This window comes from Sphingosinicella sp. (assembly GCF_013911755.1).
Lineage (GTDB): Bacteria > Pseudomonadota > Alphaproteobacteria > Sphingomonadales > Sphingomonadaceae > Sphingosinicella.
In genome coordinates this window covers 221,530-242,800 of sequence record NZ_JACESP010000003.1, presented here as the reverse complement: position 1 = coordinate 242,800, position 21,271 = coordinate 221,530, and the positions used below count along the sequence as shown (strand labels likewise).

15 protein-coding genes, 1 tRNA gene and 1 pseudogene are annotated in these 21,271 nt (G+C 66.6%); 5 read left to right on the top strand and 12 right to left on the bottom strand.

Annotated features, from left to right (window positions below; translation table 11 throughout):
* Both H2052_RS04210 and H2052_RS04205 read right to left on the bottom strand, forming a co-directional pair.
* Positions 1-596: pseudogene (locus H2052_RS04210) on the bottom strand (transposase); the annotation flags it as partial.
* 298 nt (positions 597-894) lie between these two features.
* A tRNA-Leu gene (locus tag H2052_RS04205) sits at positions 895-979 on the bottom strand.
* Between the two features lie 446 nt (positions 980-1,425).
* Between H2052_RS04205 and H2052_RS04200 the strand changes: the two genes are divergently transcribed.
* Positions 1,426-2,241, top strand: coding sequence for a pseudouridine synthase (locus H2052_RS04200; RefSeq protein ID WP_293778429.1), 816 nt, complete (start codon positions 1,426-1,428; stop codon positions 2,239-2,241).
* Positions 2,238-2,780, top strand: coding sequence for a 16S rRNA (guanine(966)-N(2))-methyltransferase RsmD (gene rsmD / locus H2052_RS04195; RefSeq protein WP_293778427.1), 543 nt, complete (start codon positions 2,238-2,240; stop codon positions 2,778-2,780). The genes H2052_RS04200 and rsmD overlap by 4 nt, the downstream gene beginning before the upstream one ends.
* A 103-nt stretch (positions 2,781-2,883) precedes the next feature.
* Here rsmD and H2052_RS04190 read toward each other — a convergent pair whose 3' ends face one another.
* Positions 2,884-6,027, bottom strand: a complete 3,144-nt coding sequence (locus tag H2052_RS04190) for an AsmA family protein (protein ID WP_293778424.1) — start codon at positions 6,025-6,027, stop codon at positions 2,884-2,886.
* Between the two features lie 54 nt (positions 6,028-6,081).
* Here H2052_RS04190 and H2052_RS04185 point away from each other — a divergent pair, with 54 nt between their 5' ends.
* Entirely contained in the window at positions 6,082-8,370 is a 2,289-nt protein-coding gene (locus H2052_RS04185; RefSeq protein WP_293778421.1) for a UvrD-helicase domain-containing protein, read from the top strand.
* 89 nt (positions 8,371-8,459) lie between these two features.
* Here H2052_RS04185 and H2052_RS04180 read toward each other — a convergent pair whose 3' ends face one another.
* Complete coding sequence (locus H2052_RS04180; protein WP_293778464.1) at positions 8,460-10,133, bottom strand: DUF885 domain-containing protein; 1,674 nt, start codon at positions 10,131-10,133, stop codon at positions 8,460-8,462.
* Positions 10,134-10,201: 68 nt separating this feature from the next.
* On the opposite strand from H2052_RS04180, the gene H2052_RS04175 reads away from it, so the two are divergent.
* Positions 10,202-11,173: a 50S ribosomal protein L11 methyltransferase gene (locus tag H2052_RS04175; RefSeq protein ID WP_293778418.1), complete on the top strand. Its 972-nt coding sequence runs from the start codon at positions 10,202-10,204 to the stop codon at positions 11,171-11,173.
* 9 nt (positions 11,174-11,182) lie between these two features.
* Here the strand turns inward: H2052_RS04175 and H2052_RS04170 are convergent, their stop codons facing one another.
* The 6 genes from H2052_RS04170 to H2052_RS04145 form a co-directional block, all read right to left on the bottom strand.
* Positions 11,183-11,335, bottom strand: a complete 153-nt coding sequence (locus H2052_RS04170) for a hypothetical protein (protein WP_160119237.1) — start codon at positions 11,333-11,335, stop codon at positions 11,183-11,185.
* Positions 11,336-11,460: 125 nt separating this feature from the next.
* Positions 11,461-12,696 carry a cytochrome P450 gene (locus H2052_RS04165; protein ID WP_293778413.1) on the bottom strand — a complete coding sequence of 412 codons (1,236 nt, stop codon included), beginning with the start codon at positions 12,694-12,696 and terminating at the stop codon, positions 11,461-11,463.
* 79 nt (positions 12,697-12,775) lie between these two features.
* Entirely contained in the window at positions 12,776-14,011 is a 1,236-nt protein-coding gene (locus tag H2052_RS04160; RefSeq protein WP_293778411.1) for a cytochrome P450, read from the bottom strand.
* A 118-nt stretch (positions 14,012-14,129) separates the two neighbouring features.
* The gene (ligA, locus tag H2052_RS04155) at positions 14,130-16,241 is read right to left on the bottom strand and encodes an NAD-dependent DNA ligase LigA (protein WP_293778409.1); all 2,112 of its coding nucleotides are present in this window, start codon (positions 16,239-16,241) and stop codon (positions 14,130-14,132) included.
* Positions 16,238-17,890 (bottom strand): DNA repair protein RecN, encoded by a 1,653-nt coding sequence (gene recN / locus H2052_RS04150; protein ID WP_293778407.1) that lies wholly within the window; start codon positions 17,888-17,890, stop codon positions 16,238-16,240. Before recN ends, ligA begins: the two co-directional genes overlap by 4 nt.
* A gap of 10 nt (positions 17,891-17,900) precedes the next feature.
* Complete coding sequence (locus H2052_RS04145) at positions 17,901-18,698, bottom strand: outer membrane protein assembly factor BamD (RefSeq protein ID WP_293778405.1); 798 nt, start codon at positions 18,696-18,698, stop codon at positions 17,901-17,903.
* A gap of 86 nt (positions 18,699-18,784) precedes the next feature.
* Here H2052_RS04145 and H2052_RS04140 point away from each other — a divergent pair, with 86 nt between their 5' ends.
* A complete protein-coding gene (locus H2052_RS04140) occupies positions 18,785-19,960 on the top strand; it encodes a glycosyltransferase (protein ID WP_293778403.1) in 1,176 nt (391 codons plus the stop codon).
* Here H2052_RS04140 and H2052_RS04135 read toward each other — a convergent pair.
* Both H2052_RS04135 and secF read right to left on the bottom strand, forming a co-directional pair.
* A complete protein-coding gene (locus H2052_RS04135) occupies positions 19,937-20,308 on the bottom strand; it encodes an Mth938-like domain-containing protein (protein ID WP_293778401.1) in 372 nt (123 codons plus the stop codon). The two genes, H2052_RS04140 and H2052_RS04135, sit on opposite strands and share 24 nt — an antisense overlap.
* A 4-nt stretch (positions 20,309-20,312) precedes the next feature.
* Positions 20,313-21,263: a protein translocase subunit SecF gene (gene secF / locus H2052_RS04130; RefSeq protein WP_293778399.1), complete on the bottom strand. Its 951-nt coding sequence runs from the start codon at positions 21,261-21,263 to the stop codon at positions 20,313-20,315.
* Between the last annotated feature and the right edge of the window lie 8 nt (positions 21,264-21,271).

Here is a 21,271-nt window from a genome sequence, read left to right as displayed (position 1 = left end):
GTCCTGCACCTCAGGCGCGATGCGGTTCCACACCCGGCTCGGCGCCGATGGTCGATCCTCCAGCGCCTCCGGCCCGCCTTCGAGGTAGCGATCATACCAGCGGTAGAATGTCCGGCGAGGGATACCGAGCTGGTCCAGCGTGCGCTTGGCGGGCAGATGCGATCGCTCGACGATCCTGATGATCTCGAGCTTCTCGGATGCAGGATACCTCATTCGTCGTCGCCCCCATCCGCGATCATGCTTTTTTTCAGCAGACGGTTCTCGAGCGTCAGCTCGGCGACGCACTCCTTCAATGCGCGGGCTTCGCGGCGCAGGTCCTGCACCTCGCCGGTGGTCGCGGCACGCGCGGTATCGCCGGCCAGGCGGCGCTTGCCCGCTTCCATGAACTCCTTTGACCAGGTGTAATACAGGCTCTGCGCGATGCCTTCCTTGCGGCACAGCTCGGCAATGCTGTCCTCGCCGCGCAGTCCATCGAGCACGATGCGGATCTTGTCCTCGGCCGAGAAATGGCGACGCGTCTGCCGCCGGATGTCCTTCACCACCCGCTCAGCAGGGGCCTTTGCTAGCGATTTTTTCAAGGAGGGTTGGGTCTTCATCTTCGTTCCTTCGTCACTGCGACGAAGACCCAACCCTCCTCAAATCACAACCTCAAATCTGTGCCATTGGCGCTGACGGGGAACAGTATGGCGTCTCACGCGCTTTCGCGTTGCGGATCGCCAGCGCCGAGAGTCGCATGGTACCTCCTTCAGGAGGGCAACTCGATACCAAGAAAAGTACCAAGAACTTGACGCGGTATGGTATCGACGAGCCCGAATTCCTGCGGACACCATAACAGAAATAACGAAGCAAAACCAGTCACTTGGCGGACGAAAATGGACGTCCACGGACGGTCGATGGTACCCCCGGTCGGACTCGAACCGACACTTCTTGCGAAACTCGATTTTGAGTCGAGCGCGTCTACCAATTCCGCCACGGGGGCACGGCGGGAAGGCACTAGCGGAAAGCGGCGGGCTTGCCAATTCCCTGCTTCCGGTCCAGTTGAGCGGCATGTCGAAACCCCCTCGCCGCTCCGGTCCGCCACGTCGCCCATCGAAGGCGGGCGGGCCCGCACGTCCGCCGCTGGACGGCAAACCGCAGCGCCCGCGCCGCCCCACCGATCACCGAACTGACGATCGCACGCCCGAAGGGCCGCGTGCTGCTCAACGAACCGGCGAACGCGGCGGCGAGCGTGGACCCGGGCGACCTGTCCGCGAACGGACGCTCCGGGTCCGGACGCCCGAGGAGCGGACGCCCCCTGAACAGACCCGGGAACGGACACGCCGTGAACGGCCGACCGGTGAACGAAGCGCCAACGAACGCACAGGTGAGCGCGAGACCACACGCACGGGCGAACGCAGCGAGCGTCGTCCGCGCCCGGGCGGCGGCATGGGCCAGCGCCCGGTCCGGCGCGCGGATACGGACGAGCGCCCGACGCGTCGCTCCGAAGGCCCCGCCGCCCCGGCCACGCACCGCACGGGCGCGCCGCAGCGCATCGCCAAGCTGCTGGCGCGCGCCGGCGTCGGCTCGCGGCGGGATATTGAGCGGATGATCGCCGAGGGTCGAGTCGCCGTCGCCGGCACGGTGCTCACCTCGCCCGCGCTCAACCTTACTTCGCTTGCCGAGGTGACAGTGGACGGCAACCCCGTCGCCGTGACCAGCGCGACGCGGCTCTACCGCTTCCACAAGCCCACCGGCTGCCTGACGACGGCGCGCGATCCGAAGGGCCGCGCCACGATCTACGATCTGCTGCCGAAGGACCTGCCGCGCCTCGTCACCATCGGTCGGCTCGACATGAACACCGAGGGCCTGCTGCTGCTCACCAACGATGGCGAACTGAAGCGCGCGATGGAGCTGCCCGCGAATGCGTTTGTGCGGCGCTACCGCGTGCGTGTGTTCGGCGCCGTGAACGCCCGCCAGTTGGAGGCGCTCGCCGAGGGCGTCACCATCGAAGGCGTGCGCTACGGCTCGATCAACGCCGATATCGAGCACAAGTCTGGCGCCTATTCGTGGCTGCTGATCAGCATCACCGAGGGCAAGAACCGCGAGGTTCGCAAGGTTCTCGAACATCTCGGCCTTCAGGTCACGCGGCTGATCCGCGTCAGCTACGGTCCGTTCGATCTGGACGACCTGCCGGTCCGCGGCGTCGATCAGATACCCGACGATGCGGTGTCGCGGCTGCGGAGCCGCCTTCCCGGCAAATGAGGATTATCGCCGGCGCATGGCGCGGACGGCCGCTCGTCGCGCCTGTGGGTGCCGAAACGCGGCCCACCGCCGATCGGGCGCGCGAAACCTTGTTCTCGATGCTCACGAGCCGCCTCGGCACCTTCGAAGGGCTGCGCGTTGCCGATCTCTTCGCGGGCACCGGCGCGCTTGGCCTCGAAGCCCTGTCACGCGGCGCAGCGCATGCGACGTTCATTGAGACGGATCGTGCCGCGCTCGCCGCGCTCAAGGCCAATATCGCGAAGCTCGGCGCTGCCGAGCGAACCGACGTGCTGGCGCGGAGCGCGGATGCACCGGGAACGGCGATCGCGCCGTACGACCTTGTGCTGCTCGATCCGCCTTACGGCAAGGGCCTTGGCGAGCGGGCGCTCGCAGCATTGCGGCAGGGCGGCTGGCTGGCACCGGGCGCCTGGGTCAGCGTGGAGACGCGGCGTGATGAGACGCTGGCGGCCGAAGGCTTCATGATCGATGCCGTGCGCGATGTCGGCAAGGCACGGCTGCACGTGCTGCGGCTAGCGTAGGGCCCGCTTGCATCTGCTGTGCGTCCCTCGACTTCGCTCGGGATGAATTAGCTTTTTGCTCTACGTCCATCATCCCGAGCGAAGTCGATGGACGCACAACGCCCTACTCTTCCGCCGGTTTTTTCTTCCCGAACAGCTTGCCGAGCCCCTTGCCGAGCGCGGTGCCGAGCTCTTCCTCCACGGTCTTCTGCGGCGCCGCTTCGGCAGGGGCTTCACCTTCCGCGACCGCGGGCGTCTGCGCCTTCTTGCCGCCGATGAGGCTGCCAAGATCAAGCTTGTCGCCGCCGACCGCCGCTTTGATGCCGACAAGCGCGATGCGCTTGCCGAACCACGCCTGCAGCGGGCCGAGCGAATATTTGACCTCCGGCACCGGCAGCGGCCCCTTGATGGTCGCGGGGATCGCGGGCGCATCCTTGTGGCTGCCGAGCCGGATGGTGGCGACGCTGTCCGCGTACCATGCGCCCATATCGACATAGCCCTTCGCGGTCACACTGCCGCCGTCCATGTCGCTCGTCACCTTGTCGATGTTGAAGCGTCCGCCCTTGCCCGTCGCGTCGATCGCGAGCGTGCGGTACTGTGTCTCTCCGCCTTTCAGCGCCGTCCCCGCGAAGCGCGCGAAGCTGTCGAGCGAGCGCAGATCGTTCAGTTCCTCGTCGAGCGCCTTCAGGTTGACCTTGCGGATCACGCCGTTCGTCGCGGCCATGCGCACCGGCCCGGCGAGCGAGGACATCAGCGCCTTCTGCGAGGGCCCACGCGCGGTGACATTCGCGGTTATGTCGACGGTGCCGGTCGCGGGCGCGCTCGCCATCGCGGCTTTCAGGAACGGCTCCACCGGCACACCGCTCAGCGCGAGCTTCATCGCCATGCCCTGCGCGTCGCCGGAGGTGAGCGTGCCGGACGCTGTGAAGGTGCCGCCGTAGAGACCGCCTTTCAAGCCTTCGATGCTGAGCGTCCCGCCCTTGCTGACAAGCGCGAGCGACGGCTTGTCGAGCACGTAGGCATCATAAAGCGCCCGCTCCGCCGTCAGCGAAATGCGGCCATTGAAATTGCGAATCCAGTCGAACGACAGCGGCTCTGAAGACCAGCGCGCGCCCTTCCCGCTCGCCGCCTCGGCCGCGCCCGTCCCGTCGTCACCCATCAACGCCAGCACGGGCACGACACCCGCCTTCAGCACGGCGTTCACCACCGGCACCGATCCGCCCGTGTTGACGGACGCGTCGCCCGAAAGCGTCATGCTGCCGATCTTGCCCGCGATGCCGCTGATCTTCGCGACATCGCCCGCGCCTGCGATCTGCATCCCGAGATCGAGCGGGCCGAGCTTTGCCGCGCGCGGCTCATCCTGCAGCCGCGCGAGCACGGCGCCTGCCTCGGGCGCCTTGGCCGAGGCCGCAAGCTGATAGGCAACGTCCGGCTCCGTCCGCACCCAGCCGCTCAGACCGATTTCCGCGCCCGCATAGGTGACCGCGCCGCCGACATCGAGCTTCGACATCGGTCCCTTTACCGTGATCGCGCCCTTCACGCCCTCGCCCGCCAGCCCGAGCGCAAGGTCTGCGCGGCGGTCGGCCGAAAGCTTGTCGATGCTGCCCTTCGCGGTGATCCCGAAGCCCATCGCTTCCTGCACCACCGCCTGCGCCAGCGTCACCTTGTCGGCGGCGTAGCTGCCCTCTGCGGTGATGCCGCCGTAGCGGCTGCCACCCATCAGAAGCTCGCCGAGCCGCACGTCAAAGTTCACCGTGCGCGCGAAGGCATCGTCCGCCTTGGCGGTCGACGCGGGCTTCGAAACGACGCGGTCCCAGTTGAGGCTCTGGAGCCCGAGCGCCACGTCGATCGGCAGCCCTTCCTCCAGCGGGTAGTGAACCTTGCCGCCCACGGCCTTCCCGTCCAGCGTACCGCGCAGGTCGCCGAGCGTCACGGCATCGTCGCGGTATTCGATCGTACCGCCGAGTGTCGCGGGCGGCAGCGATGCGTATCCATCCGTCCCGAATGCGGCGAGCGTCCGCGCCGGGCGCGGCAGGCTGGTGCCGAAGCGCCCGCGGAAACGCGGTTCGCCGTCCGCCGCATCAAGGAGCCCGCGCACAACAGCGCTTCCCCCACCCGCAAGCGCGAGACGCGTATCGCCAAGCGTGACCACCCGGTTCGCGAGCTTCACCGGCGCATTCACCGCGCCGAGCTGCATCGTGCCGTAACGCGCATCGTTCACGCGCACGATCACATCGGCATCGATCGTTTCGGGAAGCTCGAACGGCTCCTTGTCGTCCTTCTGTTCGTCGGACATCCAGTCCGCCGCGTTCAGAGCATCGACGATGAGCCGCCCGCTGATCGCCGTCCGCGCGCCGCGCTTCACATCGAACGCGCCGCCGAACTTCGATCCCGCCACCGTGCCGCTGACATCGGCCAGGCGAAGCTGGTCGGTCGTGCCCTCGACGGAGGCCTTGAGCTGGACGGGCTTGGCGTAGGCGGGCGCCTTGGACGCCTCTCCTCCGCTGAACGCGACAAGCAGATCACCGAGTTTTTCACCACTCACGGTGAGCCTGCCCGACACAGGCGTAGCGGCATCGCCCTCCGCTTCGCCGACCCGGCCCCCGAAGGCGATCGTCCCCGCCTTCGCGAGCGTCGCATCGAGCTTGAGGCCGCCCTGCTCGTATTCCGCCTTCAGCGTCACCGGCATCGCGCCGTAGCGCAGCGAGCCTTCGACCGTGTACGGCCCCGCCGCGCTTGCGATGGCGACGTTCATGTCGATGTCGTCCACACGCGTCGGCTCGCCTTCCGGCGACTGCAGGATGAAGGTGCCCTTCTCGATGCGGAAATCCTCGATCGAGAGCTCCCCGCCCGACGATTCCGTCTTCGCCTTCGCCGGATCGGACCAGTTGGTGGTGCCGTCGGCATAGCTGATGATGCGCACAATGGGCGCTTCGAGCGCGATGTATTTCACCTCCGCGCGCTTCGAGAGCAGCGGCAGGAAGGCAACGGCGGCGGAGAGTTTATCGGCCTTCACCAGCGGTTCGCGGCTTGGCCCGAACCCCGTGACGGTCAGTCCCTCGGCGGAAAGGCGCGGGCTTGGGAGCAGCGAGAAGCCGATGTCTCCGGCCACCTCCACGTCATAGCCGGTCGCCTCTTCCACAGCCGAAACAAGCTGCGGCTTGAACCAGTTCCAGTCTATGAAATAGGGCACGATCGCGACCAGCGCCGCCGTTCCCGCCACTGCACCGAAACCGATCCACGTCTTCCGCATTGCGCTTCCGTTCACAAAATGTTCTTCACGCTGGCCAAGACAGCACCATAGAGATTATCACAGCGAATGATGAGTGTATCCGTTCCGACCTCGACCCGCGATGAACCGCCCTATCTCGGCGGCCTGAATGCGCCGCAGCGCGATGCCGTGCTGACGACGGAAGGTCCCGTGCTGATGCTCGCAGGCGCGGGCACCGGGAAAACGCGTGCGCTCACCGCGCGCCTTGCGCACATCATCTACACGCAGCGCGCGTGGCCTTCGGAAATCCTCGCCGTCACCTTCACCAACAAGGCGGCGCGCGAGATGCGGGAGCGGATGCATAGCGTGATCGGCGACGTGTCGGAGGGGCTGGGCTGGCTCGGCACCTTCCACGCAGTCGCCGCAAAGATGCTCCGCCGCCACGCCGAGCTGGTCGGGCTCAAGTCCAACTTCTCGATTCTCGATACCGACGACCAGATCCGCCTGCTGAAGCAGATCATCACCGCCGCCGATCTCGACGAGAAGCGTTGGCCCGCGCGCCAGTTCGCAGGCCTCATCGACAAGTGGAAGAACCGCGGCTGGACGCCCGAATCGCTCCCCAAAGAAGAAGTGTGGGCGTTCGCGGACGGCAAGGCCGGCGCGCTCTACGCCGCCTATCAGGCCCGCTTGGTCGCGCTGAACGCCACCGATTTCGGCGACCTGCTGCTGCATATGCTCACCATCTTCGCGAAGCACCGCGATGTGCTGGAGCAGTACCAGACGCGCTTCCGCTACATCCTCGTCGACGAGTATCAGGACACCAACGTCTCGCAGTATCTCTGGCTGCGCCTGCTCGCGCAGAAGCACAAGAACATCTGCTGCGTGGGCGATGACGACCAGTCGATCTATTCCTGGCGCGGGGCCGAGGTCGCCAACATCCTGCGCTTCGAGCAGGATTTCCCCGGCGCCAAGGTGATCCGCCTCGAACAGAACTACCGCTCCACCGGCCACATCCTCGGCGCGGCGGGTGGCCTCATCGCGCAGAACGCCGACCGCCTCGGCAAGACGCTGTGGACCGAGGCCGACAGCGGCGAAAAGGTACGCGTGCTCGGCGTGTGGGACGGCCCGGAGGAGGCCCGCCGCGTCGGCGAGGAGATCGAAAGCCTCCAGCGCCGCGGCGTCTCCGTGGACCACATCGCCATCCTCGTGCGCGCGCAGTATCAGATGCTGGAGTTCGAAGAACGCTTCGTGCGCGTCGGCATTCCCTTCCGCATCATCGGCGGCCCGCGCTTCTTCGCCCGCCTCGAAATCCGCGACGCCCTCGCCTACTTCCGCGTTGTGGTGCAGCCCGCCGACGACCTCGCGTTCGAGCGCATCGTCAACACGCCCAAGCGCGGCCTTGGCGACAAGAGCCTGCAGCGCCTGCACCAGTTCGCCGCCGCCACCGGCGCGCCGCTTTCGGTCGCCGCGTCGGACATCGCCGGCACGAACGAAATCCCGCCCGCCGCGCGCAAGGCGCTTGCCCAGCTTTCCGAGGATTTCCGCCGCTGGCGCGGGCACCACGCGGACAAGATGCCCCACCCGGAGCTTGCCCGCATCATCATCGAGGAATCGGGCTACCTCGCCATGTGGCAGGCCGACCGCTCGACGGAGGCGCAGGGCCGCGTCGAAAACCTCCTCGAACTCACCCGCGCGATGGAAGAGTTCGAATCGATGGAGGCGTTTCTCGAACACGTCAGCCTCGTGATGGACAATGAGGAGTCGCGCGACGAACCCAAGGTCACGATCATGACGCTGCACGGCGCCAAAGGCCTCGAGTTCGACCACGTCTTCCTCGTCGGCTGGGAGGAAGGCGTCTTCCCCTCGCAGCGTTCGCTCGACGAAGGCGGCCTCAAGAGCCTGGAGGAGGAACGCCGCCTCGCCTACGTCGGCATCACGCGCGCCAAGCAGGAGGCGACGATCCTCCACGCCGCGAACCGCCGCGTTTACGGCCAGTGGACCTCGTCGATCCCCTCACGTTTCGTGAACGAACTCCCGCGCGAGCATATCGAGGCTGAAACCTCGCTCTCCGGCGGCGCCTCGCTCTGGCGCGCCGCGCTCGACGAGCGCGACCCCTTCGCCGACGTCCACCGCGCCACGCAGCGCGGCCATGGCCCCGGCTGGCAACGCGCCCAAACCTACGGTCGCCCCACGCGCACCGCGACGCAGATCGACGCAAAGCCCGTCTCGGTCACTGTCGGCGCCGCCCCGCGCCGCGACCTTTCCGTCGGGATGCGCGTCTTCCATCAGAAATTTGGCGGCGGCACGATCAAGGCGATCGAGGGCAACAAGCTCGAAGTCGCGTTCGATCACGCGGGCGAAAAGCGGGTGCTCGACAGTTTCGTCGAGGTGCAGGGGTAGTTGCTGTGCGTCCCTCGACTGCGAATCAAGGGCCTTGTGCCACGTAAAAACGTGCCTCATCCCGAGCGAAGTCGAGGCACGCGCAACCCTCAAAACACCGCCTTTGCCTCAACTTCCTTCATCATCGCCTTGCGCACCAGCGGAATCGGCGGCCCGCCATACCCAAGGAATTCGTCGTGGAACGCCTTCCATGCCTCGCGACCTCCGCGTGATGCCGTCCAGTCCTCGCGGAGCTTCAGGATCAGCAGCTTGCCCATCGTGTAGTTGAGATAGGCAGGATCGTATGTGCCACGTGCCGATTGCTGGCGGGCGTTGCCTTCGTCCTGATAGCACTGGTCGCGGAACATCTGGCGGGACTGTTCCACGCTCATGCCGCGCGCGTGCATCCCGATCGCCGAAAGGTAGCGGCAATCGCGCAGCAGCGCGTTCGAAAGCTGGCCGACGTGCGTCGCGGGGTCGCCGTTCCCCAGCCCCGCTTCCCACATCATCTCCTCGGTATAATGCGCCCAGCCTTCCGCGAAGGCATAGCCGACGAACACCTTGCCGAACTGCGATTTCGCGCGGTTCGCGTGCAGGAAATTGAGGAAATGCCCCGGCCAGACCTCGTGCACCGAGGTGAACAGCAGGTCGAGCTTGCCGGGCACGAACCCGTCCTGCACGTCCTTGGGCCAGGAAGGATCGGGCGGCGAGATGTAATAGACCGAAGGCAGACCTTTCTCATACGGCCCCGGAATGTCGATATAGGCGCTATTCTGCCGGTTGAACGGGGGCGATTCCTCGACGAGCGCTTCCTCCGTACCCGGAATGGTCACGAGGTCCGCCTTCACCAGAAATGCCCTCAGATCCGGCAGCTGGCGCCGCGCCTCCGCGACCGGGCCGTCCGCAGGCTTGTCGTTCGCAACCACAGCCATGCAATCGGGGATCGACTTGCCCGGTGCGAGCTTGTCGCACGCCGATTTCAGCGCGGCCTGATTGCGCTTCAGGTCCGCCTCGCCGATGCGTTCGAGTTCATCGAGGCTGATATCGACGCCCTCGGTCTCGCGCACCATCGCCGCGAACGTCTCCGGCCCCAGCACGAAGTCCTCGGTCTGGCCGGCACGCTTGGTTTCCATGAACGCGGCAAGGTCACGCATCGCCTTCGCGCCCGCGGCGCTCGCCGTGTCCAGTTCCTTCTGGAGTGCCTCGTCCTTCACCTCCGCGAAGGCCATCTTCACGTCCTTCGCGAAATAATCGGCGTAGCCGTTGAACGCCGCCAGCCCGTAATCGATGTACGTGCGCGGCATCGGTCCGGCGAGGTTCGCCTTGATCTGCTCCGCCGCCTTGGGAAGCGCGTTCGCATATTTCACGAAGGCCTTCAGGCGCACATCCGGCGCCGCATAGGGCCGCGTGATATAGACGTTCGGATCAAGCCCCGCGCCGGTGTAGAATGCCGGATTGCGATAGGGCCAGCGCGCCGTATCCAGCCAGAACAGGCGACCGCGCGTCACAGCAACAAGGTAATCATGCTCGAACCGCTCGGCATCGCTGAAGCCCGAAGTATCAAGCGCCCCCGCGTCGGCAAGCGCCGTTTTCAGCCGTGCGATCTCCGCCTCGATCCCGGCCTTCGACCAGTCCGGCAGGATGCCGTCGTACTCATGGCGGCCCTGATACACCGCGAAATAGGGGTCGGCCTTGAACGTCGCCTCGATGTAGGCGTCGGAAAACGCCTTCCAGTCCGCCTTGGGCGGCGCATTCGGCGCAGAATCGCAGGCGGCGACACCCATAAGAAGAAGCGGCAGAAGCGTGCGGAGTTTCATGGATCGGCCCTCGAAGGGAACAGGATCGGCGCAGCATGACGAGCACGGCCACCGCTGCCAAGAGCCGTTCGTCGAAACATTGCCACCCGCCCCGGCGCGGCCTATTCCCCGCGGGTATGACGACATGGAAACTCACCTTCGCCTGCAAGCGTGCCGAAGCCGATCTCTTCACCGGCGATGTGCCCGAACTCGCCGACTTCGACCCGCCGCCCGTCGTAATGACGAGCGAGCCTGATGAATCGAAGCCCGACGACTGGCAGCTCGATGTCTATACCGAGGAGCACCCGCCGCAGGCGCTGATCGAGGCGGTCTCTGCGCTGCTGCCGAGCGCCGGGGGGGCGCATACGCTTGTCGAGCTGGCCGACGAGGATTGGGTGACGATGAGCCAGGCGGGGCTCGATCCGGTGGAAGCCGGGCGTTTCTTCGTCCACACCGCTGCGGATGCGAAACGCCTGCCACAGGGCCGCATCGGGCTTCAGATCGAAGCCGGTCTCGCCTTCGGCACCGGCCAGCACGCCACCACGACGGGCTGCCTGCTGACGCTTGATGCGCTCGATTTCGTGCCGAGGAACGCGCTCGACCTCGGCACCGGAACGGCGATCCTTGCGCTCGCGGTCGCCAAGGCGTGGCCCGAAGCGGTGGTCACCGCAAGCGACATCGATCCCGTCGCGATCAAGGTTTCGCGCGAGAATACCGAAGTAAACATGGTTAACATCGGGGAGGCCGCCGGCGAAATCGCGCTCTACGTAGCCGATGGTCTGGAAGATGCGGCGCTGGCCGCGCGCGGACCGTTCGATCTTGTCGTGGCGAATATTCTCGCCGGGCCGCTTATTGAAATGGCGCCGTCCATCGCGGCGGCGCTTGCCCCCGGCGGGACGTTAATCCTCGCCGGGTTGCTCGCGGGTCAGGCCGAAGCGGTGGAGGCGGCGTACCGCAATTGCGGCGTCACGCCGGCCTCCAGGACCGTCATCGGCGAGTGGCCGACCTTGCGGCTCCTCAAAGCCTGAGGCCCGTGGTTACGGGCGCCAGGCGTGGAACAGCTGCATGTCGCGGCCGCGCTCGCTGAAAAGTCCGGCGAGGCTGCGCGCTTCACGAAGCTTGGTCGGCTGCACCGTCTGCCCATCCTGCGGGAACGCCATCGTTGCGGCCTTCGCATATGCGTAGATCATGTAAGCCTCCTGCTGCCGCCCCTAGTGGCGACAGGGAGACATATGGTGCAGTGCAACATCACTGAGTAGTCGATGAAATCTTCTACCGCCCATGCACCCAATGCATAGCTCGTGCTAAACGCCTGTTAAGACTTGGTGATCCGAACCATCTGTTCTTTGTAGCCGTTGATGAACGGAGACGGGACGCGCAGCGGTTGTGCAACTGCTTCCACGTCCATGCCGCGCGCAAGCATTTCCTCGATCAGGATCGCGAGTTGCAGTTCAGCAAGACGCGCGCCGACACAGCGATGGATTCCGTAGCCGAACGACAGGTGCCGGCGCGCGTTCTCGCGGGAAAAATCCACGCGGTCCGGGTCTTCGAAAACCTCCGTGTCGCGGTTGGCGGAGATGTACCACATCACCACCTTGTCGCCCTTGCGGATGGTCTTGCCGCCAAGCTCGGTGTCCTCCTTCGCCGTGCGCCGCATGTGCGCAAGCGGCGTCTGCCAGCGGATCAGTTCGGAGACGGCGTTCGGGATCAGGCTGCGGTCCGCCTTCAGCTTCGCCCACTCGCCGGGGAATTCGTTCATCACCCGAACGAGTCCGGTCATCGAGTTGCGCGTCGTGTCGTTGCCGCCCACGATCAGCAGGACAAGGTTCCCGATGAACTCCTGCTCGTCCATCTTCGAAAGCGCTTCGGAATGGATCATCATCGAAAGCAGGTCGGGCGCGGGCGGCGCATTCAGGCGCGCCTGCCACAGTCCATGGAAATAGGCGCCCATCTCGTAGAGGATGCGCGTGCGTTCCTCGCGCATCGCTGGATCGACCGCCGCCTGCACATCGCCCGCCCAGTCCGACCATTTGGTGAGCAGCCGCCGGTCTTCCCACGGAAAATCAAACAGGATCGCGAGCATCTGCGTGGTGAGTTCGATCGACACGCGGTCGACCCAGTCGAAGGTTTCGCCCACCGGCAGGCTGTCGAGCAGTGCCGCCGTCCGCGCGCGGATCGGCCCTGCGAGCCGCTGCATCTCGCTCGGCGTGAAGGCAGGCGCCACAACGCGGCGCTCGGCCGTGTGCTGTGGCCGGTCCATCGCGATGAACATCGGGAACTTCAGTTCCTGGTCGAGCGCGTCGAGCACGGTGATGCCGCCGTATTCCCACGAGGAGGAGTAGATGTCCGGCAGCGCCTCGACATGCACGATGTCCTTGTAGCGCGTCACCGACCAGTAAGGCGCGAACATGCCTTCGGTGCAGTAATGCACCGGGTCTTCGGCGCGCAGCCGCGCGAACATCGCGGGCCATGTCTGCTCGATGAAGTAGTGGTAATCCGCCGGGTCGATCGCGGCGAGATTGCGCGTGTCCGCCGCCACTCTGGTCGCCATAAGTGAAGCCTCTCCCTTCCTCACCCTCGCAAAGGGGAGAATGACGGAAAGGGAGCCCGGCGTAACGCGCTCCAAAACGCTAGGATCGGGTGATCGTCACCATCTGCTTGCGGTAGCCGTTCGCGAAGGGCGAGGGAATCCGCATCGGCGCGTGCAGCGGCTTCACCCGCATCTCGCGGTTCAACATCTCTTCGAGGAGGATGTAGAGCTGAAGCTCGGCAAGCCGGGCGCCGACGCAGCGGTGAATGCCGAACCCGAACGCCATGTGCCGCCGCGCGTTTGCACGCGTCACGTCGAAGCGGTCGGCATCGGTGAACACGGCCTCGTCGCGGTTCGCGCTGTTGTACCACAGCACGACCTTGTCATCCTTGCGGATGCGCTTGCCGCCGATCTCCGTGTCTTCGGTCGCCGTGCGCCGCATGTGCGACAGCGGCGTCTGCCAGCGGATCAGCTCCGACACGGCGTTGACGACAAGCCCGCGATCCGCATCGAGCAGCGCCCGGTTTTCGGGGAACTGATCGAGCGCGACGACGAGCCCGGTCATTGAATTGCGCGTCGTATCGGTCCCGCCGATCACCAGGAGCATCAGATTGCCGCAGAATTCCTGCGGACGGAGGTTGGACATCGCGTCCGAATGAATCATCCGCGATAAAAGATCGGGCGCGAGACCGCTGTTCCGCCGCTCGGCCCACAGTCGCCCGAAATAATCGACCATCTGCTGCAGGATCCGCTGGCGCTTGCGACGTAGCGCGGGGCTCACCGCAGCGCGGAAATCGCCCGCCCAGTTCGCCCAGGTCGCGAGCAGGCGCCGGTCTTCCCATGGAAAATCGAACAGCGTCGCCAGCATCTGCGTGGTGAGTTCGGTCGAAACGCGGTCCACCCAATCGAACGGCTCGCCCACTGGCAGGCTGTCGAGCAGCGCGGCCGTGCGCGCGCGGATCGCCTCGGAATGGTCGGTGAGCGCGCTCGGGCTGAACGCGGGCGACACCGTGCGCCGCATCGCCGTGTGCTCCGGCCGATCCATCGCGATGAACATCGGCAGCTGGATGTCGGGATCGTTGTGCAGGATGGTGATGCCGCCGTGCGTCCACGACGACGAGAACAGCTGCGGCAGCGCCTCGACATGCGCGATATCGGCATGGCGCGTGACGGACCAGTACGGCCCGTAAAAGCTCGTGGGACAGAAATGAACGGGATCGTCGCGTCGCAGACGCGCGAAAACCTCGGGCCAGCGGCCCTCGCCGTACAAGTCGTTCGCCGTGACATCGAGCGCATCTGACTCAGGATGCGTCGCGGCGACAGCCAAGCCTCTCATGTTCAACAGACCCCCGGTTCTGCCGATACGCCAGCAGGTTACGGACTGTCTTTACCATGTCCACAAAAAAACGTCATCTATGTGACTGGGTCGGCCCTGCGCGCACGTGCCGCAGGTGTCAGCTTTGCCGGACGATCTCCAGCCAGGCCGCCTCGTCGATCACCTCGATGCCAAGATCAGCCGCCTTCTTCAGTTTCGACCCCGCGCCCGGCCCTGCAACAACCAGATCGGTCTTCGCCGACACCGATCCAGCGACCTTGGCGCCAAGCGCCTGCGCCTGCGCCTTCGCCTCGTCGCGCGACAGGGCCTCGAGCGTGCCGGTGAACACCACCGTCTTGCCGCTGACACGCGATTCGCGCGTCTCGAACACGACATCGGCGGGGGAAACCTCGCTCAGCAGGTCGGCAACCGCCTCGGCATTGTGCGGCTCCGCGAAGAAATCGACGAGCGCCAGCGCCACTTCCGGCCCGACGCCCGGCGTTTCGATGATCGCCGCAAGCTCCTTCGCTTCCCGCGCGAGGAACTTGTCCTCCGTCTCCCCAACGACAGGCGAAAGCTCCGCGCGACGAGCAAGCGCCCGGTCGATCATCTCGCGAAACGCCGCCCAGCTTGAATAGCGCCGCGCCAGATCGCGCGCCGTCACCTCGCCGACGTGCCGGATGCCGAGCGCATTCAGGAACCGGTCGAGCGGCGGCGACCGTCGCGCGTCGATCGCGGCAACGAGGTTCGCGACCGACTGCTCGCCCCACCCCTCCCGCGTTTTCAGCGCATCGGCGTGCGTGTGCAGCCGGAAGATATCCGCCGGCGATTGCAGCAGCCCTTCGGCGAACAGCTCGACGATGCTCTTCTCGCCCAGCCCCTCGATATCGAGCGCGCGCCGCGACACGAAGTGCCGCAAACGCTCCACCCGCTGCGCCGGGCAGATCAGCCCGCCCGTGCAGCGATAGTCGACCTCGCCCGGCTCCCGCTCCGCCGCCGATCCGCACTCGGGACATTCATGGGGAAACACGAACGGCGGGCGTTCCACGTCGCGTGTCAGATTCTCGACGATCTGCGGGATCACGTCGCCCGCGCGCTGGATACGCACCCGGTCACCGGGCCGCGCGCCCAGCCGCTCGATCTCGTCGGCATTGTGCAGCGTGACGTTCGAAACGATGACACCGCCCACACCCACCGGCACGAGCCGCCCCACAGGCGTCAGCTTGCCCGTGCGCCCCACCTGGATGTTGATGGCTTCGAGCGTGGTTTCGGCCTGTTCGGCGGGAAACTTGTGCGCCAGCCCCCAGCGCGGCGCCCGCGCGACGAAGCCCAGCCGCTCCTGCCAATCGAGCCGGTTCACCTTGTAGACGACGCCGTCGATGTCGTAGCCGAGTTCGGCGCGCGCGTGCTCGATCTTCCGGTAATGCTCCAGCGCGCCCTCGGCCGCGTCCACCAGCGCGAGCAGCGGATCGACCGGGATGCCCCAGCCCGCGATCGCCTGCATCACCGCCATCTGCGTGTCGGCGGGAAGTGCCGTCACCTCACCCCAGCCGTGCGCGAAGAACTTGAGCGGCCGCGCCTGCGTTATCGACGCATCCTTCTGCCGCAGCGAACCCGCCGCCGCGTTGCGCGGGTTCGCGAAGATCTTGCCGCCCGAGCGTTCCTGCTCGGCATTCAGCGCGAGGAAATCGGCCTTCGACATGTAGACCTCGCCGCGCACCTCGAACACGGGCGTGTCGATCGGCAGGCGCTGCGGGATGTCGGCGATGGTGCGGACGTTCGCGGTGACGTCTTCGCCCACGCTGCCGTCGCCGCGCGTCGCCGCCTGCACGAACACGCCGCGCTCGTAGCGCAGCGAGCACGACAGCCCATCGATCTTGGGTTCGGCGGTGAGCGCCACGAGCTCCTCCGCATCGAGCCGCAGATAACGCCGGATGCGCCCGACGAAATCCTCGACCTCCTCGGCGCTGAACGCGTTCTCAAGGCTGAGCATCGGCTTCGCGTGCGTCACCTTCGCAAACGCGCCGGCCGGCGCCGCGCCGACGCTGCGCGACGGGCTGTCGACACGCACAAGCTGCGGGAACGCAGCCTCGATCGCCGCATTGCGCGTCTCCAGCGCATCGAATTCGGCGTCGCTGATTTCGGGATCGTCGTGCTCGTAATAGGCCCGCCGGTGCCGGGCGATCTCTGCCGCCAGGCGTTCGAGTTCGGCCGCCGCTTCAGCCTCGGTCAGCTCTTCAATCCGCTTCACGCCAACAATCTTTCCGCCTGCGCGCGCGCCTCGTCGGTAATCTCGGCGCCCGAAAGCATCCGCGCGATCTCCTCTCGCCGCGCCGCCGCATCAAGCCGAATGACTGCCGTGCGCGCCTCCATACCGTCCGACGCCTTTTCGATGCGAAACTGCTGCGCCGCGCGCGCCGCCACCTGCGGGCTGTGCGTCACGACAAGCACCTGCGCCCCCTTCGCAAGCCGCGCCAGCCGCTCGCCGATTGCGCTCGCGGTCGCGCCGCCGACGCCCCGATCAATCTCGTCGAAGATAAGCGTGCCCTGCCCGCGCGTTTCGGAAAGCGCCACCTTCAGCGCCAGCATGAAGCGCGAAAGCTCGCCGCCGCTGGCGATCTTCATCAGCGGCCCGAAGGGCGCGCCCGGGTTCGTCGAAATCTCGAACTCGGCGCGGTCGGTTCCGGCCTCCGACCATTGCGCCTCGGGCAGCGTTTCCACCACCGTGCGAAACTTCGCGGCTTCCAGTTTCAGCGGCGGCAGTTCCCCCGCCATCGCGCGGTCGAGGCGCTCCGCAGCCGCCCGCCGCGCCATGCCGAGCGTATCTGCAGCCTTGATGAACGCCTCCCGCGCCGCCGCAACCTTCCGCTCCAGCCCCGCAAGCCCGGCCTCACCCGCCGCGATCGCCGCCGCGCGCGCTTCGAACTCGGCGGCAAGATCGGCGAGCCGGTCGGGCTCCACCCGGTGCTTGCGCGCCACGCCGCGCAGCTCGAACAGGCGGCTTTCGACGTCGTCGAGCTCGCTTGGCTCGAACCACATCGCCTCACGTGCGGCACGCAGGTGATCCTCCGCCTCCCCCGCCTCGGCAAGCGCCCGGTCGAGCGCCGCGAGCATCTCGCCGAGCAGCGGATGCTCGCCCGCCACGCGGTCCAGCCGCCGCGCCGCCGTGCGCAGGCGTGCGAGGCCGCCGTCGCTGCCGTCGAGATCGCCGCTGATCGCATCCAGGTCTTCGGAAAGCTTCTGCCCCTTCAGCATGTCGGTGCGCCGCGCGGCGAGCGTTTCCTCTTCGCCGGGTTCGGGCTTCAGCGCGCGCAGCTCCGCGACGGCATGTTCCAGAAACTCGCGGTCGCGTTCGTCACGCTCCACCGTTTCGCGCGCAGCCGCCAGCGCCGCTTCCGCATCCCGCCACGCTCGGTAAGCTTCGCCGCACGGCCCGGTATCGATGCCCGCGAACGCATCGAGGAGCGCGCGGTGCCCCTTGGGATTGAGCAGCCCCCGCTCGTCATGCTGCCCGTGAATCTCGATGAGCGTGCCGCCGACGTCGCGCAGCAGCTGCGCGCTCACCGACTGGTCGTTCACAAACGCCCGGCTGCCGCCGTCGCTGCGCACGATGCGGCGCAGCACGATCTCCCGCCCCTCGGTCTCGATGCCCTGATCGCCAAGCAGCGCAAATGCCTCGTGGCCTTCGTCGACGCTGAACACCGCCGTCACCTGCGCCTGCCCCGCGCCCACGCGCACCAGCCCGGTGTCGCCGCGCGCGCCAAGCGCGAGGCCGAGGCTGTCGAGCAGGATGGATTTGCCCGCGCCGGTCTCGCCGGTCAGCACGCCGAGACCTTCGCCGAAATCGAGCGAAAGCTGTTCGATAAGGACGACGTTGCGGATTTCCAGCGCGGCCAGCACGCCAGCCGCCTCAGCCGGTCGTGTTGCGTTCGACGAGCGCGAAGCTGCGCTCGTACCACTTCGATCCGGGATAGTTGTACCCGAGCGCCGCGGCTGTCTTGCGCGCCTCTTCGCGAAGGCCGAGCGCGAGATAGACCTCCACGAGGCGGTGCAGCGCCTCCGGTGTGTGGCTGGTGATGTCGTACTTGTCGACGACCGTGCGGAAGCGCGATGCGGCGGCGATGAACTGACGGCGCTGCTGATAGAAGCGGCCGATTTCCATTTCCTTGCCGGCGAGGTGATCGCGGGCCAGGTCCATCTTCAGCCGCGCGTCTGCCGCATAGGGCGAATCAGGGAAACGGCGCGTCACTTCGGTGAGCGCGGAGAGCGCCTGATCGGTGATCTTCTGGTCGCGCTGCACGTTGGCGATCTGCTCGTAATAGCTGATCGCGATCAGGTAATAGGCGTAGGCGGCATCCTTGTTGCCGGGGTGCAGCGACAGGAAGCGCTGCGAAGACAGGATCGCCTGCTGGTAATCCCTCGCCAGATAGTAGGAAAATCCGCTCATCAGCTGGGCGCGGCGCGCCCATGTCGAATAGGGGTGCTGCCGCTCCACTTCGTCGAAGATCAGCGCCGCCTGCTTGTAGCGCCCCTTGTCGAGCGTATCCTTGCCGAAGTTGTAAAGCGTCTCCACGTCGCGCGCGATGTAGCTGCGGTCGGAGACGTTCGGCCCCTTCTTGCCGGCACAGGCCGACAGCGCGAGGCCGGCGGCGACGAGAAGCAGAAGGGCGCGGCCGGTCGCGCGGCCGGTACTGGACGAAGCTGTCATGCGGCACTCCTTAACCGGTCGCGAACGGTGCGCCAAGCGCTGATGGGTTGGCAGGCGCGGGATACTGACGCTATCAGCATGTCGCCGTGCTGAACGTCCTCACCTTCTCCTCGCTGTACCCCAATGCGGTGCAGCCGAATTTCGGCGGATTCGTCGAGCGGCAGACAACGCGCCTCGCCGCGCGCAGCGATGTGGACCTGAAAGTTCTGGCGCCCGTCGGCATGTTCCTGCCGATCGGGCCCTACGCCGCGCTCACGCGCGTGCCGGGGCGGGGCGAGCATAACGGCATCCCGGTGTTCTGGCCGCGTTTTCCGCTGCTCCCCGCCGTTGGCTGGCGTTTCAACCCCGCGCTCGCGTACCGGGCGGGGCGGCGTGTGCTCCTCGATCTCATCGCAGACGGCTTCTGCCCGGACGTGATCGACTGCGAATTCTTCTGGCCGGACGGCCCCGCCGCCGTGCAGCTCGGCCGCGCGTTCGGGATTCCGGTCTCCATCAAGGCGCGGGGGTCGGATATCCGCCTTTGGGGCCAGCGTCCCGCCGCGCGGAAGCTGATGGTGGATGCGGCAAACGCGGCGGACGGCCTGCTCGCCGTCTCCGAATCGCTGAAGGCGGACATGGTCGCGATCGGAATGCCCGAAGCGAAGATTCGCGTGCACCGCACGGGCATCGAACTCGATCGTTTTCGCCCCGTGGAGCGCGTGGCTGCCAAGGCCGCTCTCGGTGTTTCCGGGCCGCTGCTCCTCGCTGTCGGCAACCTCGTGGCGCTCAAACGCTTCGATCTCGTCATCGGTGCGGCGGAGCTTTTGCCCGAGGCCGCGCTGCTGATCGCCGGCGAAGGCCGCGAACGACGGAAACTCGAAGCGATGATCGCAGAGCGGGGCCTGTCGGAACGCGTTCGTCTGCTCGGCGGCGTACACCACACCGACATGCCCGCCCTGATGGCAGCGGCGGACGTGTTCGTTCATGCGTCGTCGAGCGAAGGCCTCGCCAACGTGTGGGTCGAAGCACTCGCGAGCGGCACGCCCGTCGTCACGGCGAATGTCGGTGCCGCCGCCGAGGTTGTCGATCGCCCCGAGGCCGGCACGCTTATCGACGATGCACAGCCCGCGGTTTTCGCCGAGGCGATCCGCGCCACGCTGGAAGCGCCGCCCGCGCCCGAGGCCGTGCGCGCGTCGGCACTGCGCTTCGATTGGAAGACCAACACGGATGCGCTCTACGCGCACCTGCGGGGGCTCGCGTCAAGCGCCGAGGCCCAGCAGTAAGGCGCCCACGAGACGGCCCTCGCCGGCAAGCACGTTGTAGGTGCGCGCGGCGAGCTGCGACGTCATGACGTCAACCCCTGCCCCCTTCGCGGCGAGCGTGTCGAGCAGGGCCTGATCCGGCCAGCGCAGCGTAGCCCCCGTGCCGACGAGCAGAACCTCCCGCGCGGGATCGAGCGCAAGCAGCGGCGCGAAAGCCTCGATCGTGAGCGCGTCCCCCGCGTCTTCGATGCCGCCCGGCCAGATGAGGATGCTTGCCGCGCGGGGTTCCCCGGCCACGACAAACCGGCCGCCCCGAATCGCGTCGATACGATGGACGCCGCGCGGGCCGGTCTGAAGTTCCAGCGGCACCCGCCTACCGGCTGCCGACCTTCTCGGCGGTTCCGGTGTCGGCGGGCGCGAACGTGTGCGGCCCGACACCGAGCGAGATGAGCAGCGAGGACGACACGAAGATCGACGAATAGGTGCCGATCACGATGCCGAGCAGCATGGCCGCCGTGAAGCCGAACAGCACGTTGCCGCCAAGCAGCAGCAGCGAGCCGAGCGCGAGGATCAGCGCCATCGTCGTCGCGACGGTTCGCGAAAGCGTTTCGTTCACGGAGAGGTCGATCAGCGATCCGATCTCCATCTGCCGGTACTTCCTCAGATTTTCGCGGATACGGTCGTCGACGACGACCTTGTCGTTCAGCGAATAGCCGATGATGGTGAGCACCGCCGCGACGATGTTGAGGTCGAATTCAAGCTGGGTCAGCGCGAAGAAACCCAGCGTCACCGTCACGTCGTGGACGAGCGCGACGATCGTCGAAACGCCGAAATGCCATTCGAAACGGAACCACGTGAAGAGCGCGATCGCTCCCATCGAAAGCACGATCGCGATGATGCCGTCCCGGATTAGCTCTTCGGAAACCTTGCCGCTCACCGTTTCGACGCGCCGGAACGTCGCGTCCTCGTGATTCTCGCTGATCGCGGTCTGCACCTGCTGCACGACCTTCTGCACAGCCGCATCGTCGCCCGGCGGCAGCGGCAGGCGCACGAGCACCGTGTCCGGTCCGCCGAAGTTCTGCAGCGCGGAGGAGCCGAAGCCGAGACCGTCCACCGTGTCGCGAAGCTCGTCGAGCTTCACCGATTCCTCGAACTTCACCTCCATCATCAGGCCGCCGACGAAATCGACGCCGAGGTTGAGCCCGCGAGTCGCGAGGAGCGCGATCGAGCTGAGCGTCAGCACCACGGTGATGGCGAACGCCACCCAGCGCACCCGCACGAAGCCGATGTTGGTGTTGTCCGGAACGAGTTTCAGGAGCCGCATGGAAGGGT

Coding starts and splice junctions, on each gene's coding strand:
- H2052_RS04200 (WP_293778429.1), top strand. CDS start 1,426: ATGGGCCAGCGCCCGGTCCGGCGCGCGGATACGGACGAGCGCCCGACG.
- rsmD (WP_293778427.1), top strand. CDS start 2,238: ATGAGGATTATCGCCGGCGCATGGCGCGGACGGCCGCTCGTCGCGCCT.
- H2052_RS04185 (WP_293778421.1), top strand. CDS start 6,082: ATGAGTGTATCCGTTCCGACCTCGACCCGCGATGAACCGCCCTATCTC.
- H2052_RS04180 (WP_293778464.1), bottom strand. CDS start 10,133: ATGGGTGTCGCCGCCTGCGATTCTGCGCCGAATGCGCCGCCCAAGGCG.
- H2052_RS04175 (WP_293778418.1), top strand. CDS start 10,202: ATGACGAGCACGGCCACCGCTGCCAAGAGCCGTTCGTCGAAACATTGC.
- H2052_RS04170 (WP_160119237.1), bottom strand. CDS start 11,335: ATGATCTACGCATATGCGAAGGCCGCAACGATGGCGTTCCCGCAGGAT.
- H2052_RS04165 (WP_293778413.1), bottom strand. CDS start 12,696: ATGGCGACCAGAGTGGCGGCGGACACGCGCAATCTCGCCGCGATCGAC.
- H2052_RS04160 (WP_293778411.1), bottom strand. CDS start 14,011: ATGAGAGGCTTGGCTGTCGCCGCGACGCATCCTGAGTCAGATGCGCTC.
- H2052_RS04145 (WP_293778405.1), bottom strand. CDS start 18,698: ATGACAGCTTCGTCCAGTACCGGCCGCGCGACCGGCCGCGCCCTTCTG.
- secF (WP_293778399.1), bottom strand. CDS start 21,263: ATGCGGCTCCTGAAACTCGTTCCGGACAACACCAACATCGGCTTCGTG.